General features: G+C 66.7%; 20 protein-coding genes and 4 tRNA genes. 11 read left to right on the top strand and 13 right to left on the bottom strand.

The genetic code is table 11. The features are described 5' to 3' along the window. Positions 1-359 precede the first annotated feature (359 nt). A tRNA-Lys gene (locus ABT294_RS42580) sits at positions 360-435 on the bottom strand. A gap of 59 nt (positions 436-494) precedes the next feature. Further along, on the bottom strand, positions 495-1,649 hold the full coding sequence (locus tag ABT294_RS42575) for an acyl-CoA dehydrogenase family protein (RefSeq protein WP_350812162.1): 1,155 nt from the start codon (positions 1,647-1,649) through the stop codon (positions 495-497). A 92-nt stretch (positions 1,650-1,741) separates the two neighbouring features. Here ABT294_RS42575 and ABT294_RS42570 point away from each other — a divergent pair, with 92 nt between their 5' ends. Then, complete coding sequence (locus ABT294_RS42570; RefSeq protein ID WP_350812157.1) at positions 1,742-2,038, top strand: PspC domain-containing protein; 297 nt, start codon at positions 1,742-1,744, stop codon at positions 2,036-2,038. Here the strand turns inward: ABT294_RS42570 and ABT294_RS42565 are convergent, their stop codons facing one another. Together ABT294_RS42565 and ABT294_RS42560 are read right to left on the bottom strand one after the other, a co-directional pair. Continuing rightward, positions 2,039-3,322 carry an MFS transporter gene (locus ABT294_RS42565; protein WP_350812156.1) on the bottom strand — a complete coding sequence of 428 codons (1,284 nt, stop codon included), beginning with the start codon at positions 3,320-3,322 and terminating at the stop codon, positions 2,039-2,041. It abuts the gene before it with no gap. 109 nt (positions 3,323-3,431) lie between these two features. After that, positions 3,432-3,782, bottom strand: coding sequence for a metallopeptidase family protein (locus tag ABT294_RS42560; RefSeq protein WP_502912213.1), 351 nt, complete (start codon positions 3,780-3,782; stop codon positions 3,432-3,434). A 33-nt stretch (positions 3,783-3,815) separates the two neighbouring features. Here ABT294_RS42560 and ABT294_RS42555 point away from each other — a divergent pair, with 33 nt between their 5' ends. From ABT294_RS42555 to ABT294_RS42540, 4 genes are all read left to right on the top strand, one after another. Next, positions 3,816-5,375, top strand: a complete 1,560-nt coding sequence (locus ABT294_RS42555; RefSeq protein WP_350812154.1) for a metallophosphoesterase family protein — start codon at positions 3,816-3,818, stop codon at positions 5,373-5,375. After that, positions 5,376-5,448, top strand: a tRNA-Glu gene (locus ABT294_RS42550). Between the two features lie 95 nt (positions 5,449-5,543). After that, positions 5,544-5,618, top strand: a tRNA-Asp gene (locus ABT294_RS42545). Positions 5,619-5,623: 5 nt separating this feature from the next. Further along, a tRNA-Phe gene (locus tag ABT294_RS42540) sits at positions 5,624-5,697 on the top strand. 89 nt (positions 5,698-5,786) lie between these two features. On the opposite strand, the gene ABT294_RS42535 is transcribed toward ABT294_RS42540, so the two are convergent. From ABT294_RS42535 to ABT294_RS42525, 3 genes are all read right to left on the bottom strand, one after another. Continuing rightward, positions 5,787-6,254, bottom strand: coding sequence for a hypothetical protein (locus ABT294_RS42535; RefSeq protein ID WP_350812153.1), 468 nt, complete (start codon positions 6,252-6,254; stop codon positions 5,787-5,789). A 6-nt stretch (positions 6,255-6,260) separates the two neighbouring features. Continuing rightward, positions 6,261-6,473 (bottom strand): site-specific integrase, encoded by a 213-nt coding sequence (locus ABT294_RS42530; protein WP_350812152.1) that lies wholly within the window; start codon positions 6,471-6,473, stop codon positions 6,261-6,263. 856 nt (positions 6,474-7,329) lie between these two features. Further along, positions 7,330-8,859 (bottom strand): FAD-dependent monooxygenase, encoded by a 1,530-nt coding sequence (locus ABT294_RS42525; RefSeq protein ID WP_350812151.1) that lies wholly within the window; start codon positions 8,857-8,859, stop codon positions 7,330-7,332. Positions 8,860-8,946: 87 nt separating this feature from the next. On the opposite strand from ABT294_RS42525, the gene ABT294_RS42520 reads away from it, so the two are divergent. Next, positions 8,947-9,672, top strand: a complete 726-nt coding sequence (locus tag ABT294_RS42520; RefSeq protein WP_350812150.1) for a TetR/AcrR family transcriptional regulator — start codon at positions 8,947-8,949, stop codon at positions 9,670-9,672. Between the two features lie 128 nt (positions 9,673-9,800). Here the strand turns inward: ABT294_RS42520 and ABT294_RS42515 are convergent, their stop codons facing one another. Further along, a complete protein-coding gene (locus ABT294_RS42515) occupies positions 9,801-10,475 on the bottom strand; it encodes a hypothetical protein (protein WP_350812149.1) in 675 nt (224 codons plus the stop codon). Further along, entirely contained in the window at positions 10,475-10,987 is a 513-nt protein-coding gene (locus ABT294_RS42510) for a SigE family RNA polymerase sigma factor (protein ID WP_350812148.1), read from the bottom strand. Before ABT294_RS42510 ends, ABT294_RS42515 begins: the two co-directional genes overlap by 1 nt. A gap of 228 nt (positions 10,988-11,215) precedes the next feature. Between ABT294_RS42510 and ABT294_RS42505 the strand changes: the two genes are divergently transcribed. Together ABT294_RS42505 and ABT294_RS42500 are read left to right on the top strand one after the other, a co-directional pair. Next, a complete protein-coding gene (locus ABT294_RS42505) occupies positions 11,216-11,893 on the top strand; it encodes a hypothetical protein (RefSeq protein ID WP_350812147.1) in 678 nt (225 codons plus the stop codon). Between the two features lie 283 nt (positions 11,894-12,176). After that, complete coding sequence (locus tag ABT294_RS42500; RefSeq protein WP_350812146.1) at positions 12,177-12,521, top strand: hypothetical protein; 345 nt, start codon at positions 12,177-12,179, stop codon at positions 12,519-12,521. 59 nt (positions 12,522-12,580) lie between these two features. Here ABT294_RS42500 and ABT294_RS42495 read toward each other — a convergent pair whose 3' ends face one another. From ABT294_RS42495 to ABT294_RS42485, 3 genes are all read right to left on the bottom strand, one after another. Next, the gene (locus ABT294_RS42495) at positions 12,581-12,781 is read right to left on the bottom strand and encodes a hypothetical protein (RefSeq protein WP_350812145.1); all 201 of its coding nucleotides are present in this window, start codon (positions 12,779-12,781) and stop codon (positions 12,581-12,583) included. After that, positions 12,778-12,933 carry a hypothetical protein gene (locus ABT294_RS42490; RefSeq protein WP_350812144.1) on the bottom strand — a complete coding sequence of 52 codons (156 nt, stop codon included), beginning with the start codon at positions 12,931-12,933 and terminating at the stop codon, positions 12,778-12,780. The genes ABT294_RS42495 and ABT294_RS42490 overlap by 4 nt, the downstream gene beginning before the upstream one ends. Before the next feature lie 288 nt (positions 12,934-13,221). Next, positions 13,222-14,040 (bottom strand): hypothetical protein, encoded by an 819-nt coding sequence (locus ABT294_RS42485; RefSeq protein ID WP_350812143.1) that lies wholly within the window; start codon positions 14,038-14,040, stop codon positions 13,222-13,224. 293 nt (positions 14,041-14,333) lie between these two features. On the opposite strand from ABT294_RS42485, the gene ABT294_RS42480 reads away from it, so the two are divergent. After that, complete coding sequence (locus ABT294_RS42480; RefSeq protein ID WP_350812142.1) at positions 14,334-14,987, top strand: 4a-hydroxytetrahydrobiopterin dehydratase; 654 nt, start codon at positions 14,334-14,336, stop codon at positions 14,985-14,987. A gap of 491 nt (positions 14,988-15,478) precedes the next feature. On the opposite strand, the gene ABT294_RS42475 is transcribed toward ABT294_RS42480, so the two are convergent. Continuing rightward, positions 15,479-17,368, bottom strand: a complete 1,890-nt coding sequence (locus ABT294_RS42475) for an asparagine synthase-related protein (protein WP_350812141.1) — start codon at positions 17,366-17,368, stop codon at positions 15,479-15,481. 243 nt (positions 17,369-17,611) lie between these two features. On the opposite strand from ABT294_RS42475, the gene ABT294_RS42470 reads away from it, so the two are divergent. Both ABT294_RS42470 and ABT294_RS42465 read left to right on the top strand, forming a co-directional pair. Beyond that, on the top strand, positions 17,612-18,061 hold the full coding sequence (locus ABT294_RS42470) for a helix-turn-helix transcriptional regulator (protein ID WP_350812140.1): 450 nt from the start codon (positions 17,612-17,614) through the stop codon (positions 18,059-18,061). 5 nt (positions 18,062-18,066) lie between these two features. Beyond that, positions 18,067-18,477 carry a VOC family protein gene (locus ABT294_RS42465; protein WP_350812139.1) on the top strand — a complete coding sequence of 137 codons (411 nt, stop codon included), beginning with the start codon at positions 18,067-18,069 and terminating at the stop codon, positions 18,475-18,477. Positions 18,478-18,539: the final 62 nt, after the last annotated feature.

The raw sequence follows: 18,539 nt of genomic DNA, 5'->3' as shown, positions 1-18,539 counted from the left end.
AGACGCTCGACGAGATCGGCAAGGTGTACGGGGGGGACCGGCCCCCCAGGCCGCACGCCCGGACGGCGGGCGGGCGGAGGGCCGGGGTGCGGCGGCGCGCCGCGCCGCCGCCTTGATGCCGCGTAACAGGACTCGCACAGAAGGACCCCGGGACATCTCGGGGTCCTTCGTCGTTGTCGCGGAATCTCTGAAGAGCGCATCCGAATTGCCATCTCGACCTGGGGAAACGCGTCAAGATCCATTCCGCGTATATTCCGGGAAGGGCGGCATACGGCTGCTCCGGGCGGCCTGTGGCTGCATGTTGGACACCCCGCGTTAGGGCAAAACCCCAGGTCAGAAGCATGATCCGAGGTGGAGGGTGGTAGGGCGCCCGGGGCTCGAACCCGGAACCTACGGATTAAAAGTCCGCAGCTCTGCCAATTGAGCTAACGCCCCTCGCAACAGCAAGGGTACAGAGATTACCGCCCCCTACGCGACGTCCCCTCGCATACTCGTCACCGGTACGCCGGAAGCCCCGTCAGGGCCTCGCCGAGCACCAGGGTGTGGATCTCTTCGGTGCCCTCGTAGGTGAGCACCGACTCCAGGTTGGTCATGTGCCTGATCACAGGATATTCCAGGGTGATGCCGTTCCCGCCCAAGATCGTACGGGCCTGGCGGGCGATGTCCAGGGCGGCCCGGACGTTGGCGAGCTTGCCGAAGCTGATCTGCCGGGGTTCCAGCCGGCCGGAGTCCTTCAGCTGGCCGAGATGGAGGGCCGTCAGCCCCGCCTGGCCGGCGGCGACGTACATCCAGGCGAGCTTCTGCTGCGTCAGCTGGAAGGCGCCGATCGGCTTGTCGAACTGGACGCGGGTCTTCGCGTACTCCACGGCCGCCTCCAGGCAGGCGCGGGCGGCGCCCACGACGCCCCAGAGGATCCCGAACCGGGCCTCCGACAGGCACGACAGCGGGCCCTTCAGCCCAGTGACCCCGGGCAGGACCGCGGAGCCCGGCAGCCGGACGTCGTCGAAGTACAGGGACGAGGTGACCGATGCCCTAAGGGACAGCTTCTTGTGGATCTCAGGGGCGGAGAAGCCGGGGGTGTCGGTGGGGACGACGAAGCCGCGGATGCCGTCGTCGGTCTGCGCCCAGACCACGGCGACGTCGGCGATCGACCCGTTGGTGATCCACATCTTGGACCCGTTCAGCACCCAGTCGGACCCGTCGCGCTTGGCGTGGGTGCGCATGTTGGCGGGGTCGGAGCCGTGGTCGGGCTCGGTGAGGCCGAAGCAGCCGATCGCCTCGCCCGCGGCCATCCGGGGCAGCCACTCGTCCTTCTGCTCGTCCGAGCCGTAACGCCAGATCGGGAACATCGCCAGCGAGCCCTGGACGGAGACGAAGGACCGCAGCCCCGAGTCGCCGGCCTCCAGCTCGCGGCACGCCACGCCGTAGGAGGTGGCGTCGGTTCCCGCGCAGCCGTACCCGTCGAGGTGCATGCCGAGCACGCCGAGGGACCCCAGCGCGGGGGCGAGCTCGCGCGCGGGGAAGACGGCCTCCTCGAACCAGTCGCCGACGTGCGGGAGCACACGCTCGGCGACGAACGATCGCACCGTGTCACGGATCAGCCTCTGGTCGCCGTTGAGCTGGTCGTCCAGGCGCAGCAGATCGTCCATCACGGGGTCCTCTCCTCGCATAGGGGGCTACCAGGGTTCTACCAGGGGGAATCCCGATGTGCGAACGCCGACCCGGCAGGCAGTCTTGAGACATGAGCGAATACAACGTCAAGCAGCTTCGTCGGACGCACCAGGGCAGGGTCATCGCGGGCGTGTGCTCGGGCATCGGCGAGTACGTCGGCGTCGACGCCAACCTGGTCCGCATCGCCCTGGCCATCGCGACGCTCTTCGGTGGCGTGGGGGTCGGCGTGTACGCGATCGGCTGGCTCCTCATGCCCGAGGAGGGCAGGGACACCTCGATCGTCCAGGACCTGTTCAACAAGCAGCAGGCCAAGTCCACCTGGCAGAACAGCACCGACTGGAGCGGCGAGCAGAAGCCCCAGCAGTGATCAGGCGGCGGCCTGGGCACGCACCCGGGCGGACCCGTCTCCGCGGGACTCGGCCCAGATCATGGCCAGGACGGCCGCTGCCGTCACCCCCGTGATGCCGGCCAGCGCCACCACCGGCTCCGGGCCGAGTCTCTCCGCGGCGAGCCCGCCGACCAGGATCCCGATGCCCTGCACCGCCATCAGCCCCGACTGCACCAGGCCGAAGGCCTGGCCCCGCTGCTCGTCCGGCACGCACTGGACGAACGCGGCGTTCGCCGCAAGCTGGTACGCCCCACCTATCCCCGACAGGACCCAGGCGCCGAGCACCATCGCCAGCGGCGGGTGAGTCGCCGTCACCACCAGCGGCGCACAGCTCAGCATGGCCAGCCAGCCCATCATGCGCAGCCGCCGTGACGGTGAGACGAATCGGCTGAACACGAACGCCCCCAGGACGGTGCCGGTCGGCATCGCGGCCATCAGCAGCCCGGTGATCACCGGGACCGACAGCGCCCCGGTGTGGAGCTTCGCCGCGTACGGCACCGCGAGGCCCTCGGGCAGGATGTAGAAGCCGCAGAGCCAGGCGAACAGGACGAGCGTGCGCAGCTTCTTGTCGCCGAAGACGAGCCGCGCCCCTGCGCGCGTCATCGTCCACATGGACGGTTTCGCGGCGGAACGCACCGCGGCGGGACGCGGGCGCACGCCGGAGAGCAGGATCAGCGCCGACCCCAGGAACGTGGCCGCGTCGAGCGCCAGCGCGCGGTACGGGCCCATGGCGGCGATCACTGCTCCTCCGGCCGCGAACCCCAGCATCTGCACGGCCTGGTTCGTCATGTTCTGCAACGCCGAGCCCACGACGTACCGGTCGTCTTCGAGTACCTCGGGCAGCAGCGCCGCCCGCGCGGCCGAGAACGGCGCGCTGAGCAGCACCACCAGGAACACCAGCGCGCAGAGCGCCCAGAACGGCATGATCGGCAGCGCCATCGCCGCGACCAGCAGCGCACGGATCAGGTCGCACGTCATCATGACGCCCCTGCGCGCGAACCGGTCGGCGAGCCCGGCCAGCAGCGGGCCGCCCGCGATCGACGGCAGGTAGGTCAGCGCGTAGACGCCCGCGGTGGCGAGCGGCGAGCGCGTGCGGTCGTACACGAGTACGGCCAGCGCGACCTGCGCGAGTTGGTCGCCGAGCAGGGAGAGACCCTGGCCGTACCAGAGCGCGCGGAACTCCTTGACGGCGATGACCTCGCCGTATGTCGTTTGGCGTTCTTCGGCACGGCGATGCCGTCCCGGCAGCCGTCGCGTCCGCATGGCCCCCATTGGACTCCGCTGTGCCTGACTCACAGTGTTCGCTATGTCACCTAAGGTGCCCGATCACGCGGCCTGCCGCAACCCAAAGAAGCCAACACGTTGCAAGCGGTTACCAGCCGAGTTCGTGGAGCCTGTCGTCGTCGATCCCGAAGTGGTGGCCGACCTCGTGGACGACCGTGACGCGCACCTCGTGGACCACGTCCTCCTCCGTGTCGCAAATCCGGCATATCGGATTGCGGTAGATCTCGATGCGATCGGGCAGGACCGCGGAGTACCAATCACCGCGCTGCGTAAGGGGGATTCCGGTGTACAGGCCCAGCAGGTTGGGTTCGGGCGGATCGTCGACGACGGTGACGACGACATTGCTCATCACGCGGGTCAGGTCGGGCGGGATCGTGTCCAGGGCCTCGGCCACGAGCTCCTCGAACTTCTCCCGCGAAACCTCGATCACAGGTGCCATTCTGCCCCGGCGGTCGGGTAAGCAAGAAACTGTATGAAGTTCGTCGACAGGCTGAACGCTGTCATCCGGTCGCGGTCGTCGAGGGTGCTCGGGGTGCTCCTCGTGGCCGCTACAGGCGCCTGGTTGGGCATCTTCTTCAGCGGGACGGTCACAGCCGAGGTCGGCCCGGTCGAAACCGGGATGTCCCTGCGTCCCGCCTGGCGGGGCGAGACCGTCGTCGACGCCAGCCCGCTCGGCACGCTCACCTTCCGCACCCACGACGCCCCTCTGCGGCTCCGCATCACCCTCGAGAACATCGACCAGGACCGCGCCAAGGCGCTCATCGAGGACCCGCGCCTGGCCGACCGCCTGCCGGGCCTCATCGAGAGCGATCTCCTGGACGGCGTGCGCGCCCTCGTCATCCGCTCGCTGCTGTGCTCAGGGGCGGGGGCGCTGGTAGCGGTCCTGTTGGTCTACAGGCGTCCGAAAACGGCTCTCCTGGGCCTTGTGGCGGCCTCTGTGGCCCTCGCGGGGACGGGGGTGCTCGCGGCGCTCACGTTCCGCCCCAGCTCGCTCGTGGAGCCGCGCTACTCCGGGCTGATCGCCGCCGCGCCGTCGCTGGTGGGCAGCGCGGAGTCGATCGTGACGCGGTTCGAGTCGTATCGCGCGCAACTCACCAAACTGGTCACGAACGTCTCCAAGCTGTACGACACCGTCTCGACCCTGCCGCTCTACGACGCGGATCCACGATCCATCCGAGTACTCCACGTCTCGGACATCCACCTCAACCCGATCGCCTGGAACGTCATCCGGTCCCTCAAGGACCAGTTCGCGGCCGACCTCGTCGTCGACACGGGCGACATCTCCGACCACGGCACCAAGGCCGAGAACAAGTTCGTCGACGAGATCCGGCGGCTCGGCGTCCCGTACGTCTACGTCCGCGGCAATCACGACTCCATGGAGACCCAGAAGGCGGTCGAGAAGCAGAAGAACGCCATAGTCCTGGACGACAAGACCCGTAAGGTCGCCGGACTGTCCATCTACGGCCTCGGCGACCCCCGCTTCACACCCGACAAGTCCGTCGCCGTCGACTCCGACCCGGACGCGCTTGAACAGTTCGGACGCTCCCACCTGCCACACCTGTCCCGCCCCGACCTGGTGGCCGTCCACGACCCCGAGATCGGACGCGGCTTCTCCGGCGCCACCCCCATGATCCTGGCCGGACACACCCACGAAAGATCGACCACCCTGCTACCCACGGGCACCCGCATGCTCGTGCAGGGCTCCACCGGCGGCGCCGGGCTGCGCGCGCTCGAACACGCCCAGCCCACCCCCGTCCAGGCCTCGGTCCTCTACTTCGACAAGCAGACCAAACGCCTGCAGGCCTGGGACGACATCACGCTCGGCGGCCTCGGAGAGCAGTCGGTGTACATCCAGCGTCACGTGGAGCCGGACCCTGGACGTATGATTTCTCCGGAGCCGACGAACGCCCCGACGCCATCGGGAACGATCAACGGCACCACAACGCCGGCCGCCGGTCCGCCGCTTTGGCATCAGAGGCAATCGTCCCCTATGCTTCAGAGGTCTCCGACGGAAGGCGACAGGGAATCCTGAGCCCCCATCGTCTAGCGGCCTAGGACACCGCCCTTTCAAGGCGGCGGCACGGGTTCGAATCCCGTTGGGGGCACTGCGAGCGCCTGGCGCACCCGCAAAACGGTCGGTCGAAGACCACCGAAGAGCTGGTAAGCTAAGCGAGCGCAAAGCGGAAAGAAAGAAAAGCAAGGTCCTGTAGAGCAGTTTGGAGTGCTCGCCACCCTGTCAAGGTGGAGGTCGCGGGTTCAAGTCCCGTCAGGACCGCTCTGGGTCAGGTAGCTCAGTTGGTACGAGCGTCCGCCTGAAAAGCGGAAGGTCGGCAGTTCGACCCTGCCCCTGACCACCTCTCTTGAGCAGCACGAATGCCCCGAAGCGAAGATCGCTCCGGGGCGTTTCTGTGTCCGGTGACGGCAACGTCCAACTCGACCTCGTTCAACACCACCACCCACCACTCTCGATCGACGAGCTCAAGCCCACGTAGAAGGTGTCGGATTCGTCTCCCGTCCACACCGTCAGATCGGTGTCCTTGCCGTCGATGGCTTTGGTGAAGCAGAAATCGTCCGCTTCCCTCATCTCCGGTGATGGCTTCCATCCGTCTCTCAGGGCGAGCTTGCGGTAGAAGTCGATCACATCGTCTCGGCTGCTGGGGAGCCGGTATTCCTGAGACACGTCCACCACTCGATCGTCGTCGTCGCAGGTGGATTCCCGTTGACCCTGTGCCTGAGCGCCTGGCGGGTACGTTTCAAAGATCCGATGTGCCTTCATGGACTCAGCCAACTGATCCTCGGCACCATGGCAGCCATAGGTCACGAGGAACGTAAGCGCGGGCGCGCCAATGGTTGACACTGCGACCACGGCTATGGCGGCGAGAGCGGCGATGACGCCGAGGGCTACCTTCATCGCTACCTACATTTCGGTGGGAGTCCCATCCTGGCGTTTGATCGCATAAATGATCAAGCCGTCCTGGCGCAGGAGGCTCATGCAGGTGTGTCGGAGGTCGTGAAGCCGCATGTCTCCCAGGCCCTCTCGGGATGCCTTGAGGACACGCCGGGCTTGCTCCGTTGTCAGGCCACGGTTCACGTTGTACTTCAGCGTCGAGATCGTGACCAGCGTCGCCATGTTGCGCGGGATGACCTCCTCCCGGACCGCGCATGCCAGGGAGTTCCGAAGGGCAGCGTGGATGGACTGCACCATGCGCGTGGACAGATAGGACTGGCAGCAGGTCCCGCCCTTGAGCGCGCAGCACAGCGGCCGGGCCTTGAACGCATCCCACCCGTGCTTGCAGCACTGGCACTCCTTGCGAACTCGGGTGATGAAGACCCGAACGTCCTGAACCGTGAGCTTGCCGAGCCGCTTCTTGCCCAGAGCAGGGACGAGATGTCGCGGAGTTGTTCGCCAAGCGGTAGGCGCACGGGCGGGTGACCGCCGGTCGGTTCGGTCGGGGACCGGTCGCCAAGCCGGAGGCGGCCTGGCCGTCGGCGGACGGTGATGCCGTTGCCCGCCTGGACGGTGACCGGGAAGTCGGCGGCCTCTGGCGACGACGCGGGGGCGGTGGGGGTGGGGGCGGCCGAGGCGGTGTCGACGGACCACCCTTTTCCACGAGGGGTGATGGCGTCGGCGCGGCATGCAACCAGCCTGGACGCCGCGCGGGACCGGCGGAACGCCACGTACGGGGCCGGCACTCTCGACCGAGTTTCACCGGTTTTGGGGAGCTCCGTGGATTCAACGCCGTGAGGCAACACCGGCATGTCGTCTTGGGGCGGCTATCGGCCAGACCGACCTTGCTAACAACGTCCCTGGAGACTGGTGTCTGTGACAGCAACGCTGACAGTAACGTCAGCGAGCGATGGGCATTGATGTATCACGGCATGAGTGCCGCCGCATCTCACCGTCGAGTTGGCGGACGCAGAGGCTTCAGGTTCGCGTGCGGGGTGAGCCGGATGCGACTGCGGCCGGCCGGGAGCGTGGTGCGGAATCAGGCGGGCGCGCCGAGCCAGGCGGTCAGCGCCGCGCGGAGACCGACGCCGTCGGTTTCGCCGAGTGCGACCCAGGCGACGTGGCCGTCCGGGCGCACCAGCGCGGCCATCGGCTGATCTGGGTACGCGGTCGGCCGCGCGGTCACCACCGTGACCCGGTCGCACCATGCCTCAGCCGTCGCGGCGGCGCCGGTGCCCGCGTCGAGCAGTACCGCGCGGCCGTCGCGGAAGTGCCCGGAGAGGGTGGTGCCGTCGTCGAGCGGCAGGACGGGCACCCGGCGGCCGATCAGGGGATGACTGCCCGGTAGGTCGTAGCGTTGCCAGTTTCCACCGATCATCGACACCACGTGCGTGGCGCCGTCAGGTGTGTCGAGCAGGTCGGACATCACCTCGCGCAGCGCGTCCGCGCGCGGTCCCCGCGCCGTGCTCAGCGCGGTCTGCGCCATGCTCCACCGCTGCACCCACGCGCCGATCGGGTGACGCTCGGCCGTGTAGGTGTCGAGCAGCGGGTCCGGCGCCGCGCCGCGCGCGACGAGTGCGAGCTTCCACCCGAGGTTGATCGCGTCGCCGATGCCCAGATTCATGCCCTGCCCACCGGCGGGCGAGTGCACGTGTGCCGCGTCCCCGCACAGCAGCACCCTGCCCCGCCGGTAAGTGGTGGCCTGCCGGGTCGTGTCGGCGTAGCGGGTGCCGACGTGCACACGGGTGACTCTCACGTCGGTACCGCTGACCCGGCGCAGGCTGGCCTGCATCTCCTCCGCCGTGACGGGTGCGTCGCGGTCGGAGGGAGGGGCGTCGTACTCGACGGTGTGGACGCGGAGTGGACCGTCGCCGTCGGCCCAGCCGCCGAGCGTGTAGGAGCCGTTCTCACCCGGCTGCCAGCCGCCCGCGGTGAGCTTGCCGGGATCGTCGAGGTCCACTATCGCCTGGCGGCCGGTGAAGACGGGGTCCACGCCGGGGAAGTCGAACCCGGCGAGTCCGCGCACGGTGCTGCGACCGCCGTCGGCCCCCACCAGCCAGGCCGTCCGGACATCGCCGCGTCCGGTGCGGACGATGATGCCGTCGGCGTCGGTGTCGAGTCCGGTCAGCGCGACCCCACGGCGCACCTCCGCACCCAGCGCCGACGCCCGGTCCCCGAAGACCGCTTCCAGGTCTCCCTGGCTGATCACGCCCGCGCCGAGAAACTCCTCGCCGGGTCCGGGGGGCCTTAGGCGGTCGGCGCGGATGTCGATCCCGGCGAAGTGGCCCACGAAGATCTCAGGGCGCTCGCCTGTCGTGGGCTCGGGGATCTCGGGGATCGCGCCAATCCACATGATGGCGGCCTTCTCGACGGCGGGCAGCAGGCCCCGCAGGTGCAGCGCGTGCACCGATGGCGCGTTGACCGCGCGGGCACCCATGGACCCGAACTTGGCCGGCGGTGTGTCCGCCTCGCGTTCGAGGACCAGCACGCGAGCGCCGCCCAGCCGGAGTTCGCAGGCCAGCAGCAGGCCCACCGGGCCCGCGCCAGCCACTACCACGTCGTAGTCCACGTTTTCCTCCAAACCCGGCAACACTGTTCTCAGTATCGTCACGGTAGGGCACTGGGTACAGTGTTCGCAATATCGACGGAGGCGAGAGTGGCGGATGACTACCCGGTGATCTGGATGCGTCCAGAGCACGGAACACGGGGCCCGAAGCCCACTCACAGCAGGCGCGACGTCGCGACCGCCGGGGTCAGGATCGCGGACGCGGAGGGGCTCGACGCCGTGTCGATGCGGCGGATCGCCGCCGAACTCGGCACCGGGACGACCTCGCTGTACCGGTATGTGGCCAAGAAGGACGACGTGCTGGAATTGATGGCCGACGAGGTCATGGGCGAGTTGCGTGGCACGGTGTTGTCCGGCGACTGGCGGGCCGACCTGCGCACCATCGCGCGCCTGCTGCGCGAGACAGCGCTGCGGCACTCATGGCTGCCTACACTGTCATCGGGCCGTGCCAACCACGGCCCGAACAGCCTCTGGTGGATGGAGCTGTCACTGTCGGTGTTCGACGGCATGGACCTGGACACGGACGAGATGCTTGCCAACCTCGGCACGCTGTCGGCGTTCGTGCTCGGCCACGTGCTCGGGGAACTGGGAGACCGGGAGGCGGCGCGGCGGTCCGGGCTGAGCCACGAGCAGTGGATGGCACGACAGGGCGAGTACGGCCCGGCGATCATCAGCAGCGGTCGCTATCCGCGGTTCACCAGGGTGATCATCGAGGCGGAGACCCCGCACGCCGCCGACCGCCAGGACCGCGCGTTCGAAGCGGGGCTGGAACGAGTACTGGACGGCCTGGCCATGCACCTGCCGACACGGAGCTGAAACGGTTCCTTCCGGAACAAGCTGAACGCGCTGGCCTGCGGCACGTCATCTTGATCTGGCCGGTCTCGGGTGGGTCGTGCAGGTCGTGTGGTCGGTGACCATCCAGGGGTAAACCGTCAGCCCCGTCTTCAGGCGATCCGCTGCAGGGTCTCCCCTCTCGCGCCGGTGACGACGATCGTCCGCACTTCGGCTCCCGAGGGATACTCGACGGCCCAAAGCCCGAGCCCCGCGGCGACACCCCGCGTGAGGCTTCCTGGAAACTTCCGCCCGTCCTTGGTGATGACCGTAACTCCGTGAACGTCGTCCTTGGCCACCCCGAACCAGACCCCCACACCGCGAAGCTTGCCCTGAGGGCGGGCGAACTCCTTGGCGGCAAGCGGAGGAAATCCGCTGCAGGAGCCACCGTTCGGCCCACTCTCGCAAAGGAAGAGCTCGTTCTTGCTGGGCGCGTCACTTACCCACATCAAAAGTGGCGGCACGGAGGCGATTTTTCCCTTGGGCGGAAACTTCTTCTTCAGGGACGCGAATCCCTTGTAGGTGGGCCGTGGCGTGGCCGTGGCGGATGGCACGGCGGGTGCGGTCGGCACGGGGGCGGCGACGGCGACGATGTCCCGCTGCCCCGACCACGGATGAACCGTCCAGGCCACGAGCGCGGCCGCGACCGCCACCGCCGAAATCCCGGCGACGGCAGCACGCTGACGTCTGCGCATGGCGTGTCCTGCCGCAATGGCCTGGCTCACGTCCACCGCGATAGGTGGCTGCTCCTGCCGCGCCAGCGAGTCGAAAACCTGCTTTACGTCCATCAGCATTTCTCCGTACGTGCTAGACCGGATTCCGGTGCGGCGAGCATCGAGCGCAGGGTGGCGAGGCCGCGGGCGGTCTGGCTCTTGACGGTTCCGGTGGAGCAGCCCAGCGCGTGGGCGGTCTGCTCCACGCTCAGATCGCAGTGAAAGCGCAACACGAGGGTGACGCGCTGGCGCGGAGGAACGGCGGCGAGGGCCCGGTTAACGTCCATGGCTATGTCCCGGTCGCCGCCTTCGAACGGCTGGTGGGGTATTGCGGACGTCAGCCGTACCCGAGAGAACCAGCCCCCTCGCTGTTCGGCGAGGAAGACCCGGATCAGCATCACCCGTACGTAGGCGTCGAGGTCGTCGGCGGCCCGCGCCTGGCGCCATTTGACGTAGAGCCGTGTTATCGCCGTCTGCACCAGGTCGTCCGCGCGGTGCCAGTCCTGGCACAACGGGTAAGCGATCTTCCGCAACCAGGACAGCCGGCCACTCACGTAGGCGGTGTACTCCTCGTCGTCACGGCTCATTGCTCTCCCAGATAGATGGCTTCACATCAGAGGAGATGCGTCCTGCCTGGGCGGGGGTTGCATGGAACGGGCGGGATCTCTCTGGTGCCGAGCAAGACCCGCGCAGGATTGAACGGTAAGGAGTTTCCACGACATCGGCCCAGCGCCCAGCCGCTGCCTTTCGAGAAGTGCTGGCAGTCCAATGCCCTTCGGAGAACGCCGGGAGGAATGTCACCGGCATCCGATTGGATGGAACTCATGATTGCTCACGATGTGGCCCGTTTACTACCCGAGGTCCCGGTGCTCCGCGACCTGTGCCGGTCCATGGCTGTACTGGAAGCCATCCTGAGCCCGGAATGGTCCAGCCGTTACCACTCCTTCGATGCGAGTTGGAGCCCCGGGGAGGAGATGGCCTCGATGCGCAACGGCTCGGGAGACGAGTACTCCATCGTCTTCTCAGCGGTAGGCGCCTACATCCGCGGCTTCGACCACGAGGCGGTGATGAGCCCATACGGCAACGACGGGCCGTGGCCGGGGGTGCTCGACTCCGTCCCCGAGGTGTTCCGCCACTGCGTGCAGGAGCCGGCGTTCTGCGACGAGGACGGCATGCCGATGGTTACCGCTTGTCTGTGGCGGGAAACCGGTGATGAGCGCTGGCGGGTAGGCGAGATCGACTACCCGGACGGCGTGAGCGACCCCGATGGAGCGGCATACCTGTTCGCGCGGCTCGTCGATCTGTCTCCGGAGGCGTTTCGGCGGTTTGCCGAGGACTACTACGAAGTCCCCGTGGACCTCGATTCGGTGCGGCACGTCTACGCCCTTCGCCCGCTGACGCAGGCGGTGGTCACCGAGCTGAACGCCGATCTCGCCGTGCAGGACCTCGCCGATGACCTTGCGGAATGCCGGTACCCGTCAGCCGACGGCTGAGATGCCGAAAGGTCGGCGTCGCACCTTCCGAGCGGCGAACCAGGTGACAACTGCGCCACAGCAGGTTGACCGAAATGCTGTACAGCAGCCCCGTACAGCAACGCTGCCTTACGTGATCACACGCCACCGGACCATATCTGCCAAGTGACCAGGGCGGCGGCTCCCGTTTGCGATCAGGCACTCAATGTGTCGTTCAACCTCGGGCCCATAGGGCGAGGGATCGGCCTATTTCAGACGGGTAGCGGCGAAGACGTAACACGTCGTGCTGTGTACTGTCCTCATCGTGGCTGCCGCCCATCACCCGCGCTTGGCGGAGGTATTTCCCGGCCTCGCCGCTGACATCATCGCGTTACTGCGTGCCGAGGATGAGGGTGATCCTTTAGCGGACACGGTAGAAGATCTGCTGTTCTACGGCGTGTGCACCTGTACTCCCACCTGCACCAACCTTTTGACCGCCCTGCCGGGGTCGTCGGGTTTCTGGGTGGTGCAGCTGGAACGTGATGGTGAGGACGTCATCTGGCTGAGCCTGAATCCAACTGCGACGGTCATCACCGACATCGAGGTCCTCGACGGACGCGACCTTGGAGCTGCGGGCCACCGACCTCACGCCACCCGCACGACCTGCTGAGGTCGAGCGGATGGCAGGGGCCGAATCGCTGGCTCCCACCATCCTGCGCCGGCTACCGGCTACGAGCGTCCCCGAACCGTGATGATGATCTGCCTGGCCACCGTGACGGTCGCCAAGGTCCTGCTCCACCGGAAGTTCGAGTTGCCGTTCCAGAGCACGTCATACGTGATCGCCCCGGAGACGGACGGAATGTCGGCGAAGGTGAACGCGCCGTCAGGGCCAGCGCGGACGCCGGAAGTGCGGCGCCTTCCGCCCGTCACAGGTGGAGCCGCCGTGCAGACGTCTGCTCCTCCAGTACGTCGAACACGTCGGCGCCCGAGAACGCGAGCGTACCTGTAACGAGCCAGGCGCCGGAGGCGCTGGAGCCCACGACCTCGCTGATTCGCCGCTTGACGATCTCGTCTTGACCCATGAGGCATTTCTCGAAGGCCCGACCTCCACACCGTTGCCTGCCACTCGGCTACCTGCTTCGGCGGAACGCCCGCGTTGAGCCACGTGAAGAGGCAGGCAGTGAGGCGTGGTCCTCGGCGCTCCGAGCCGTCTCACGGGCCTTTCGCCAGATCCGCAGGAAAGCTCGGCCACGGATGAAAAGGGCTCAGCGCCTCCTGATTAGTTCCCATGCTCCTCCGAAGGGGACGCCGCTCCGGCGGGAAAGATGTAAGCGAGTTGCCCGCCGACGTCGGTTCCTTCTTGGCGCAGGTTAGAAGGGGCCGCTCTCCGGATAGCCAGCCTTTATGACGGCCTTGCGGGTCTTCGCGTTGAGTTTCGTCTCGCTGATGACCTTGTTGGCCGCCGGTGCGGCGATCTTCACCTTGACGCCCCAGTCCGAATACTTGGTATCGGTGTGGAAGACCATCTGGTCATAGGCCGTGGTGTCGCCGTCCGGGTAGGCAGTCGTGTCGACGACCGTGCGGGTGAGCAGGTTGTGCGCATCGAAGTACAGGTGGAACTCGACGTTGCCTTCCCCGGCGGACTTGTCGTGCCGGAAATCGGCGAGTGTGGCGGTGCCCTGATATTCGCCGGTCGCCACTTCTGATGCGTTATCCAGCATGAACTGGAGTTCCGTTGGAGTGACGCCCACGTTGAGGACGGCGTTTTCGTGCCCACTGGTCTTCGACTGGATCCAGGGACGACCAGAAGGCAGTGCCTTGGCGATTCCGGCGTTGGTCACGTAGGCGTTTCTGCCCTCAGCGATGACCCGATAGGGAGGGTTGGGCCCTTTCTGGCGTGAGGACATCCGGATACGGAGGTCGGCAGCCGCTGCGTTGCCCTTGCCGAAAGCCAGGGTGCCGAACGTGCGGGTGCTCACCTTTACCTGCATAGCCTGGTCGTTGGCGGTGAAATCGAGGGTGATGTCGCTTGATTGGTTGATCTTTACGCCTTTGCCCGGGACCAGCTGGGCCTTCAGGGTTTTCACCAGGTCCACTGGAGCGGCCTGCACGGATGCCGCCTGAGCGGGTACGGCCACCGCGCACACGGTCGCGGCCGTTGCGACGAGGCCTGCTAATAAGAGCTTCATCAGCGTCCTTGCTTGGGGGGATATAGCAGGGAAAGAGTATGAGGGTGGTGGTGGCGAGATAAGAGATGTCTTATAACGATCCTGTGCAGACCGGTGATTCCAAGTGGTAGGCGCACAGCGCCTGTCAGCGGCATGCTGGAGCTTCCCTACAGATCAGAAGACTGCGGGTGGTCGCTGAGGCCGTGACGATGCTCAATGAAGTTGTCAAGGTGTAGGAATGCGGAGTTGAGAACGGGTAAGCGTGTAGATCCGTGACTGGCCGTCGTCAGGTGCCTGACATGCAAGGATGTCCTATGAGCAAGCTAACCGGACAGCAGATCGCAGACGAAGGGCTGGACGGGTGGGCGTACCTGCTCGGCGGCCTGCAGACCCGCATCCACACCAAGAACTTCGCGACCGGGCTCTCAGTCGTCAACGCCATCGGCGCGGCAGCCGAGGAGATGAACCATCATCCCGACCTCAACCTGCGCTACACCCACGTAGACGTTCGGTTGAGCAGCCACGACGAGCGCGCGGTCACAGACCGCGATATTCGGTTGGCCCGCGTCGTCTCCTCCATCGCTGCCGACGCCGGGGTGCAGCTGGAGTCCTCGAACGTCTCCCGGCTCGAACTCGCCCTCGACACCCCGGTCCAAGAGTCGATTCTGCCCTTCTGGGCCGCGGTGCTGGCGATGGAGCATCTGTCCGGCCCTGACATCGGCGACGAACTCCGCGACCCAGCCGACGTTCATCCGACCGTGTGGTTCCAGACGTCCGGCACCGAGGAACCCCGCCAGCGCTGGCATCTCGACGTGTGGGTGGATCCTGCGCAGGTCCAGCCACGGATAGACGCGGCACTCGCCGCCGGTGGCACGCTGGTCAGCGACGATGAGGCGCCGAGCTTCTGGGTACTCGCCGACCCCGAAGGCAACCGGGCCTGCCTGTGTACCTGGCAGGCTCGTGGCTGATAGCACCGACACCTGTCCGCGGCCTGGCAACAGAGCAAGAGCGTCTAAAGATCACACCTGGCACCTGGCGATCATCTCTTCACGGAGATCTGAACCTGGTCTGCGCTGGAACCCGTACGCCGACACAAGGTGAACCGCTATGCCGCTTGAGGAAGTGGCGAGATCGCCTCGTAGCAGCGCCCCTGACCGCCATCTTTGGACAGCCAAGATGCTGACGTACGAGGTGGCGTAGCGGATCCATGCGGCAGGCTGGAATCACGGCAACGCCCTGGAGCGGGTGTGCTCATGGCGGTGCGGTCGGTGCCGTTTGTCAACCGAGGGAGTGGAATTGTTCGCGCCGAGTCCTCTGTCTCGGGCTTGACGAACTGGGGGCGACCGCCGACCCGTTGGAGGGTGTGGGCCACTTCCAGAGTGCCGAACTCCAAGTGGACGTCTTGCCGGCGGGGCCCGAGGAGTTCGCCGCGCCGCAGCGGGATCGCCAAGGCATTCCTTCAGGGCTCCTGCGGGATCTCCATACGAATCGGATCTGTGCTTGCGGGAGGTTTTCCTGGAAAGACGCCGGTAAGCAGGGCGGCGACCGTGTAAAGGTTCCAGGCCAGTGCAGGCTGCTTCACGACAGGTTCGGAGAAGAAAGCCTTCAACTCGTCGCCGCGTACGAGGGAGGCCAGGGCGTCGGCTCGCTCGAGCACGAACTCTGCGAGCAGAGCGGACAGATGGGGCCCTGGGCTGGTACGCCAATTCCAGTTGTTGCCACGCTTCGGAGCGGGCGGCATGGAAGTCCGCACTCGCTGCCACCATCTACGCGGTGCTTTCGCCTCCCCGGTTTGGAAGCGCCAGGGCTTGCCCTCAAGTTCGATCTCCTGCAGGCCGGGAGCCAATCGGCTGATCAACGCGTAGACGACTTCTTCCGAATGCCGCCATTGCGGATCGAGTGACAGCGCCTCGACCACCATGCGATTGTCGAGGAACGGCTGAATCGGATCCCCGCGCCGCAGGGACCCTACTCTTGCCGAGGCGTGCCAACGTCCCACGCGGTACGTGACATACAGGTGGTCGAGCACTTCCCACGGGTTCTCGCCAACTCGTCGCAGCCATGGCTCCGCAAGCCCGCGGGCATGCTCGTTCGCTTCGTCGGTGAACAGCGGTTCGTTCTTGAGGAAGAAGTCATTGACCCTGCGATGCATCGCCTTGTCGGTGGTCTGCCCCTGACTGTAGAGGAAACCGCCCCTGAGGATCTCACCGCTCTGCCCGGACATGGTCGGCATCGTGGAGTACGGGCGGTAGTCCACGATGCTCTCGTACGCCGAGGTCATGCCTTCGCAGGCTCGGATGACCTCATAGGTGCGCAGGCTCGGGTGCGGGACGAGCACGGCGTCCTTCGCCTCGGTCTGCACAGGTGGGATGACCGTGTGGTGTATACGTAACCGAGCGGCGATCGCCCTGGCGATGATCACGTCGGGGTGGGTATCGAGACCGTTGGTCGTTACGCGGAAAGGGATATGGCCCGCGTGTAGAAGCGCCGCCATCAGACGGCTGTCGCGCCCACCGGTCAGCGCTAGATTAACCGGTTCAGATACGGCCATCAACGGCTCAACGGCGGCGACGAGGGCGTCACTCAACTGCCTGATCGACTTACGTTTGGCTCTGGCCGATGTCGGCGCTGGTGGTGCCGGCGGCAGCGGACGCGTGATGATCCTCCTACGACCGTCCTTGATCGTGATCACGGAGGATGGCCCAAGCGCCGTCACACCTCGGTAAGGGGTCTCATCGGAGAGGAAGTACCCCTGACGGATCATGGTTTGCAGGGCTATCTCGTTCCAGGAGACCTTTCCTCCGTTCGCCACGAGGTGCACGTGCAGAGCGCGAGTTCCCACCAGATGGAGATCTTCGTTCTCAGCGTAGAAGACGGAAAGAGCCCTGGTGCTTGCCGTTGCTGCTTGAAGCTCTCCCTCCGCCACGCGGAGGGCGGAGAAGCAACCAGCGATATCCGCCACCACATCACTCAGATCGGAAGCTTGGATGAGACGCCGTGCGTCCCGCTGTGAGGCAAGCGTGCCGCTTATGCCTAAGCCGCCATGGTCCCCCCGCACGATCAGCAGTGGGTGTGCACCGGCCCCTTCCTCATTGGACCAGGCGAGCAACGCGGCGCCCCTGCCTGCCCACTCGGCGGCATCGACGGTTTCCAACGGCACAGGAAACACGTCACCGAGAAGCGAACGGGCCAAGGAGAGAGGTTGACCGATATCCACCCCCGGACGCTTCGCGGCCATACCTAAGAACACGCGCATTAGCCTCGGCCTTTCGATTTTCATGGGGCCGGCTGAGCGGTTCGGCTGGGGCAGCCACCAGGCCGCTGCCTTGAGCTCGTGCCCGCCGCTCAACCGTCTGGCTCTTCAATGACTGATTGCCGCTGAGCGGCCTTCGAGTTCGCGTGGTCGGACTGCTGCAAAAGGCACACATCTGCTGAGACTTGGCCAGTCAACTGAGAACAGGCGACAACGGCCCCGGAACACCGCTGCGGAGCGCTCTACCTGGCGCACTCGATCGGCACGTCATGGACGGGGGAGCGGTGGGGTGGGACGCCGGCGGCGCTGGGCGACTCCGGTGCGACGTACGATGCGCAGGTGGCCAGCAGACCCGCCGCAGAGCAGCACCTGCGCGACCTCGCGCGGCTGCGCCGCGTCCGCGACCGGATCGACCGGGAGTACGCACAGCCGCTGGACGTCGAGGCGCTCGCCCGCGGTGTGAACATGTCGGCCGGGCACCTCAGCCGCCAGTTCCGGCTCGCCTACGGCGAGTCGCCGTACGCCTATCTGATGACGCGGCGCATCGAGCGCGCGATGGCGCTGCTGCGTCGTGGCGACCTCAGCGTCACCGAGGTGTGTTTCGCGGTCGGCTGCTCGTCGCTGGGCACTTTCAGCACGCGCTTCACCGAGTTGGTCGGTGTGCCGCCCAGCGTGTATCGGCGCCAGGCGGCGCGCACGACGGCGGGGATGCCGTCCTGCGTGGCGAAGCAGGTGACCAGACCGATCAGGAATCGAGAAGCGCCGATTGCCGAACCGCGCCTAGCGTGACCGCCATGGACATCACCATTCACGCGAGCTTCCTCCCGCACAACGACCCGGACGAATCCCTGGCCTTCTACCGCGACACCCTCGGCTTCGAGGTCCGCAAGGACGTCGGATACGGCGGAATGCGCTGGCTCACGGTCGGCCCCGCCGGCCAGCCCAGCACGTCCATCGTCCTGCACCCGCCGGCCGCCGACCCCGGCGTCACCGACGACGAGCGTCGCACCATCGCCGAGATGATGGCCAAGGGCACCTATGCCGGCATCCTCCTGGCCGCCGCCGACCTCGACGGCACCTTCGAGCGGGTGGAGGCCAGCGGCGCCGAGGTCGTCCAGGAGCCGACCGAGCAGCCGTACGGCGTTCGCGACTGCGCCTTCCGCGATCACGCGGGCAACCTGATCCGCATTCAGGAGCTGCGCTGAGCCGTCCGGCGCTCGCGGCCCTGACCTGCACAGACGTCACGTGAAGGAGGCCGCGCACGACC

This window comes from Nonomuraea sp. NPDC000554, assembly GCF_040300065.1.
Classification (GTDB): Bacteria; Actinomycetota; Actinomycetes; order Streptosporangiales; family Streptosporangiaceae; genus Nonomuraea.
The sequence above is the reverse complement of the archived record's forward strand: the minus strand, read 5'-3'. Positions and strand labels throughout refer to the sequence as shown.

Bases quoted from the DNA above. Each gene is read 5' to 3' on its own strand.
- ABT294_RS42575 (WP_350812162.1), bottom strand. From the start codon at position 1,649: ATGGACGATCTGCTGCGCCTGGACGACCAGCTCAACGGCGACCAGAGG.
- ABT294_RS42570 (WP_350812157.1), top strand. From the start codon at position 1,742: ATGAGCGAATACAACGTCAAGCAGCTTCGTCGGACGCACCAGGGCAGG.
- ABT294_RS42565 (WP_350812156.1), bottom strand. From the start codon at position 3,322: ATGCGGACGCGACGGCTGCCGGGACGGCATCGCCGTGCCGAAGAACGC.
- ABT294_RS42560 (WP_502912213.1), bottom strand. From the start codon at position 3,782: ATGGCACCTGTGATCGAGGTTTCGCGGGAGAAGTTCGAGGAGCTCGTG.
- ABT294_RS42555 (WP_350812154.1), top strand. From the start codon at position 3,816: ATGAAGTTCGTCGACAGGCTGAACGCTGTCATCCGGTCGCGGTCGTCG.
- ABT294_RS42535 (WP_350812153.1), bottom strand. From the start codon at position 6,254: ATGAAGGTAGCCCTCGGCGTCATCGCCGCTCTCGCCGCCATAGCCGTG.
- ABT294_RS42530 (WP_350812152.1), bottom strand. From the start codon at position 6,473: ATGGCGACGCTGGTCACGATCTCGACGCTGAAGTACAACGTGAACCGT.
- ABT294_RS42515 (WP_350812149.1), bottom strand. From the start codon at position 10,475: ATGGACGTAAAGCAGGTTTTCGACTCGCTGGCGCGGCAGGAGCAGCCA.
- ABT294_RS42510 (WP_350812148.1), bottom strand. From the start codon at position 10,987: ATGAGCCGTGACGACGAGGAGTACACCGCCTACGTGAGTGGCCGGCTG.
- ABT294_RS42505 (WP_350812147.1), top strand. From the start codon at position 11,216: ATGGAACTCATGATTGCTCACGATGTGGCCCGTTTACTACCCGAGGTC.
- ABT294_RS42490 (WP_350812144.1), bottom strand. From the start codon at position 12,933: ATGGGTCAAGACGAGATCGTCAAGCGGCGAATCAGCGAGGTCGTGGGC.
- ABT294_RS42485 (WP_350812143.1), bottom strand. From the start codon at position 14,040: ATGAAGCTCTTATTAGCAGGCCTCGTCGCAACGGCCGCGACCGTGTGC.
- ABT294_RS42480 (WP_350812142.1), top strand. From the start codon at position 14,334: ATGAGCAAGCTAACCGGACAGCAGATCGCAGACGAAGGGCTGGACGGG.
- ABT294_RS42465 (WP_350812139.1), top strand. From the start codon at position 18,067: ATGGACATCACCATTCACGCGAGCTTCCTCCCGCACAACGACCCGGAC.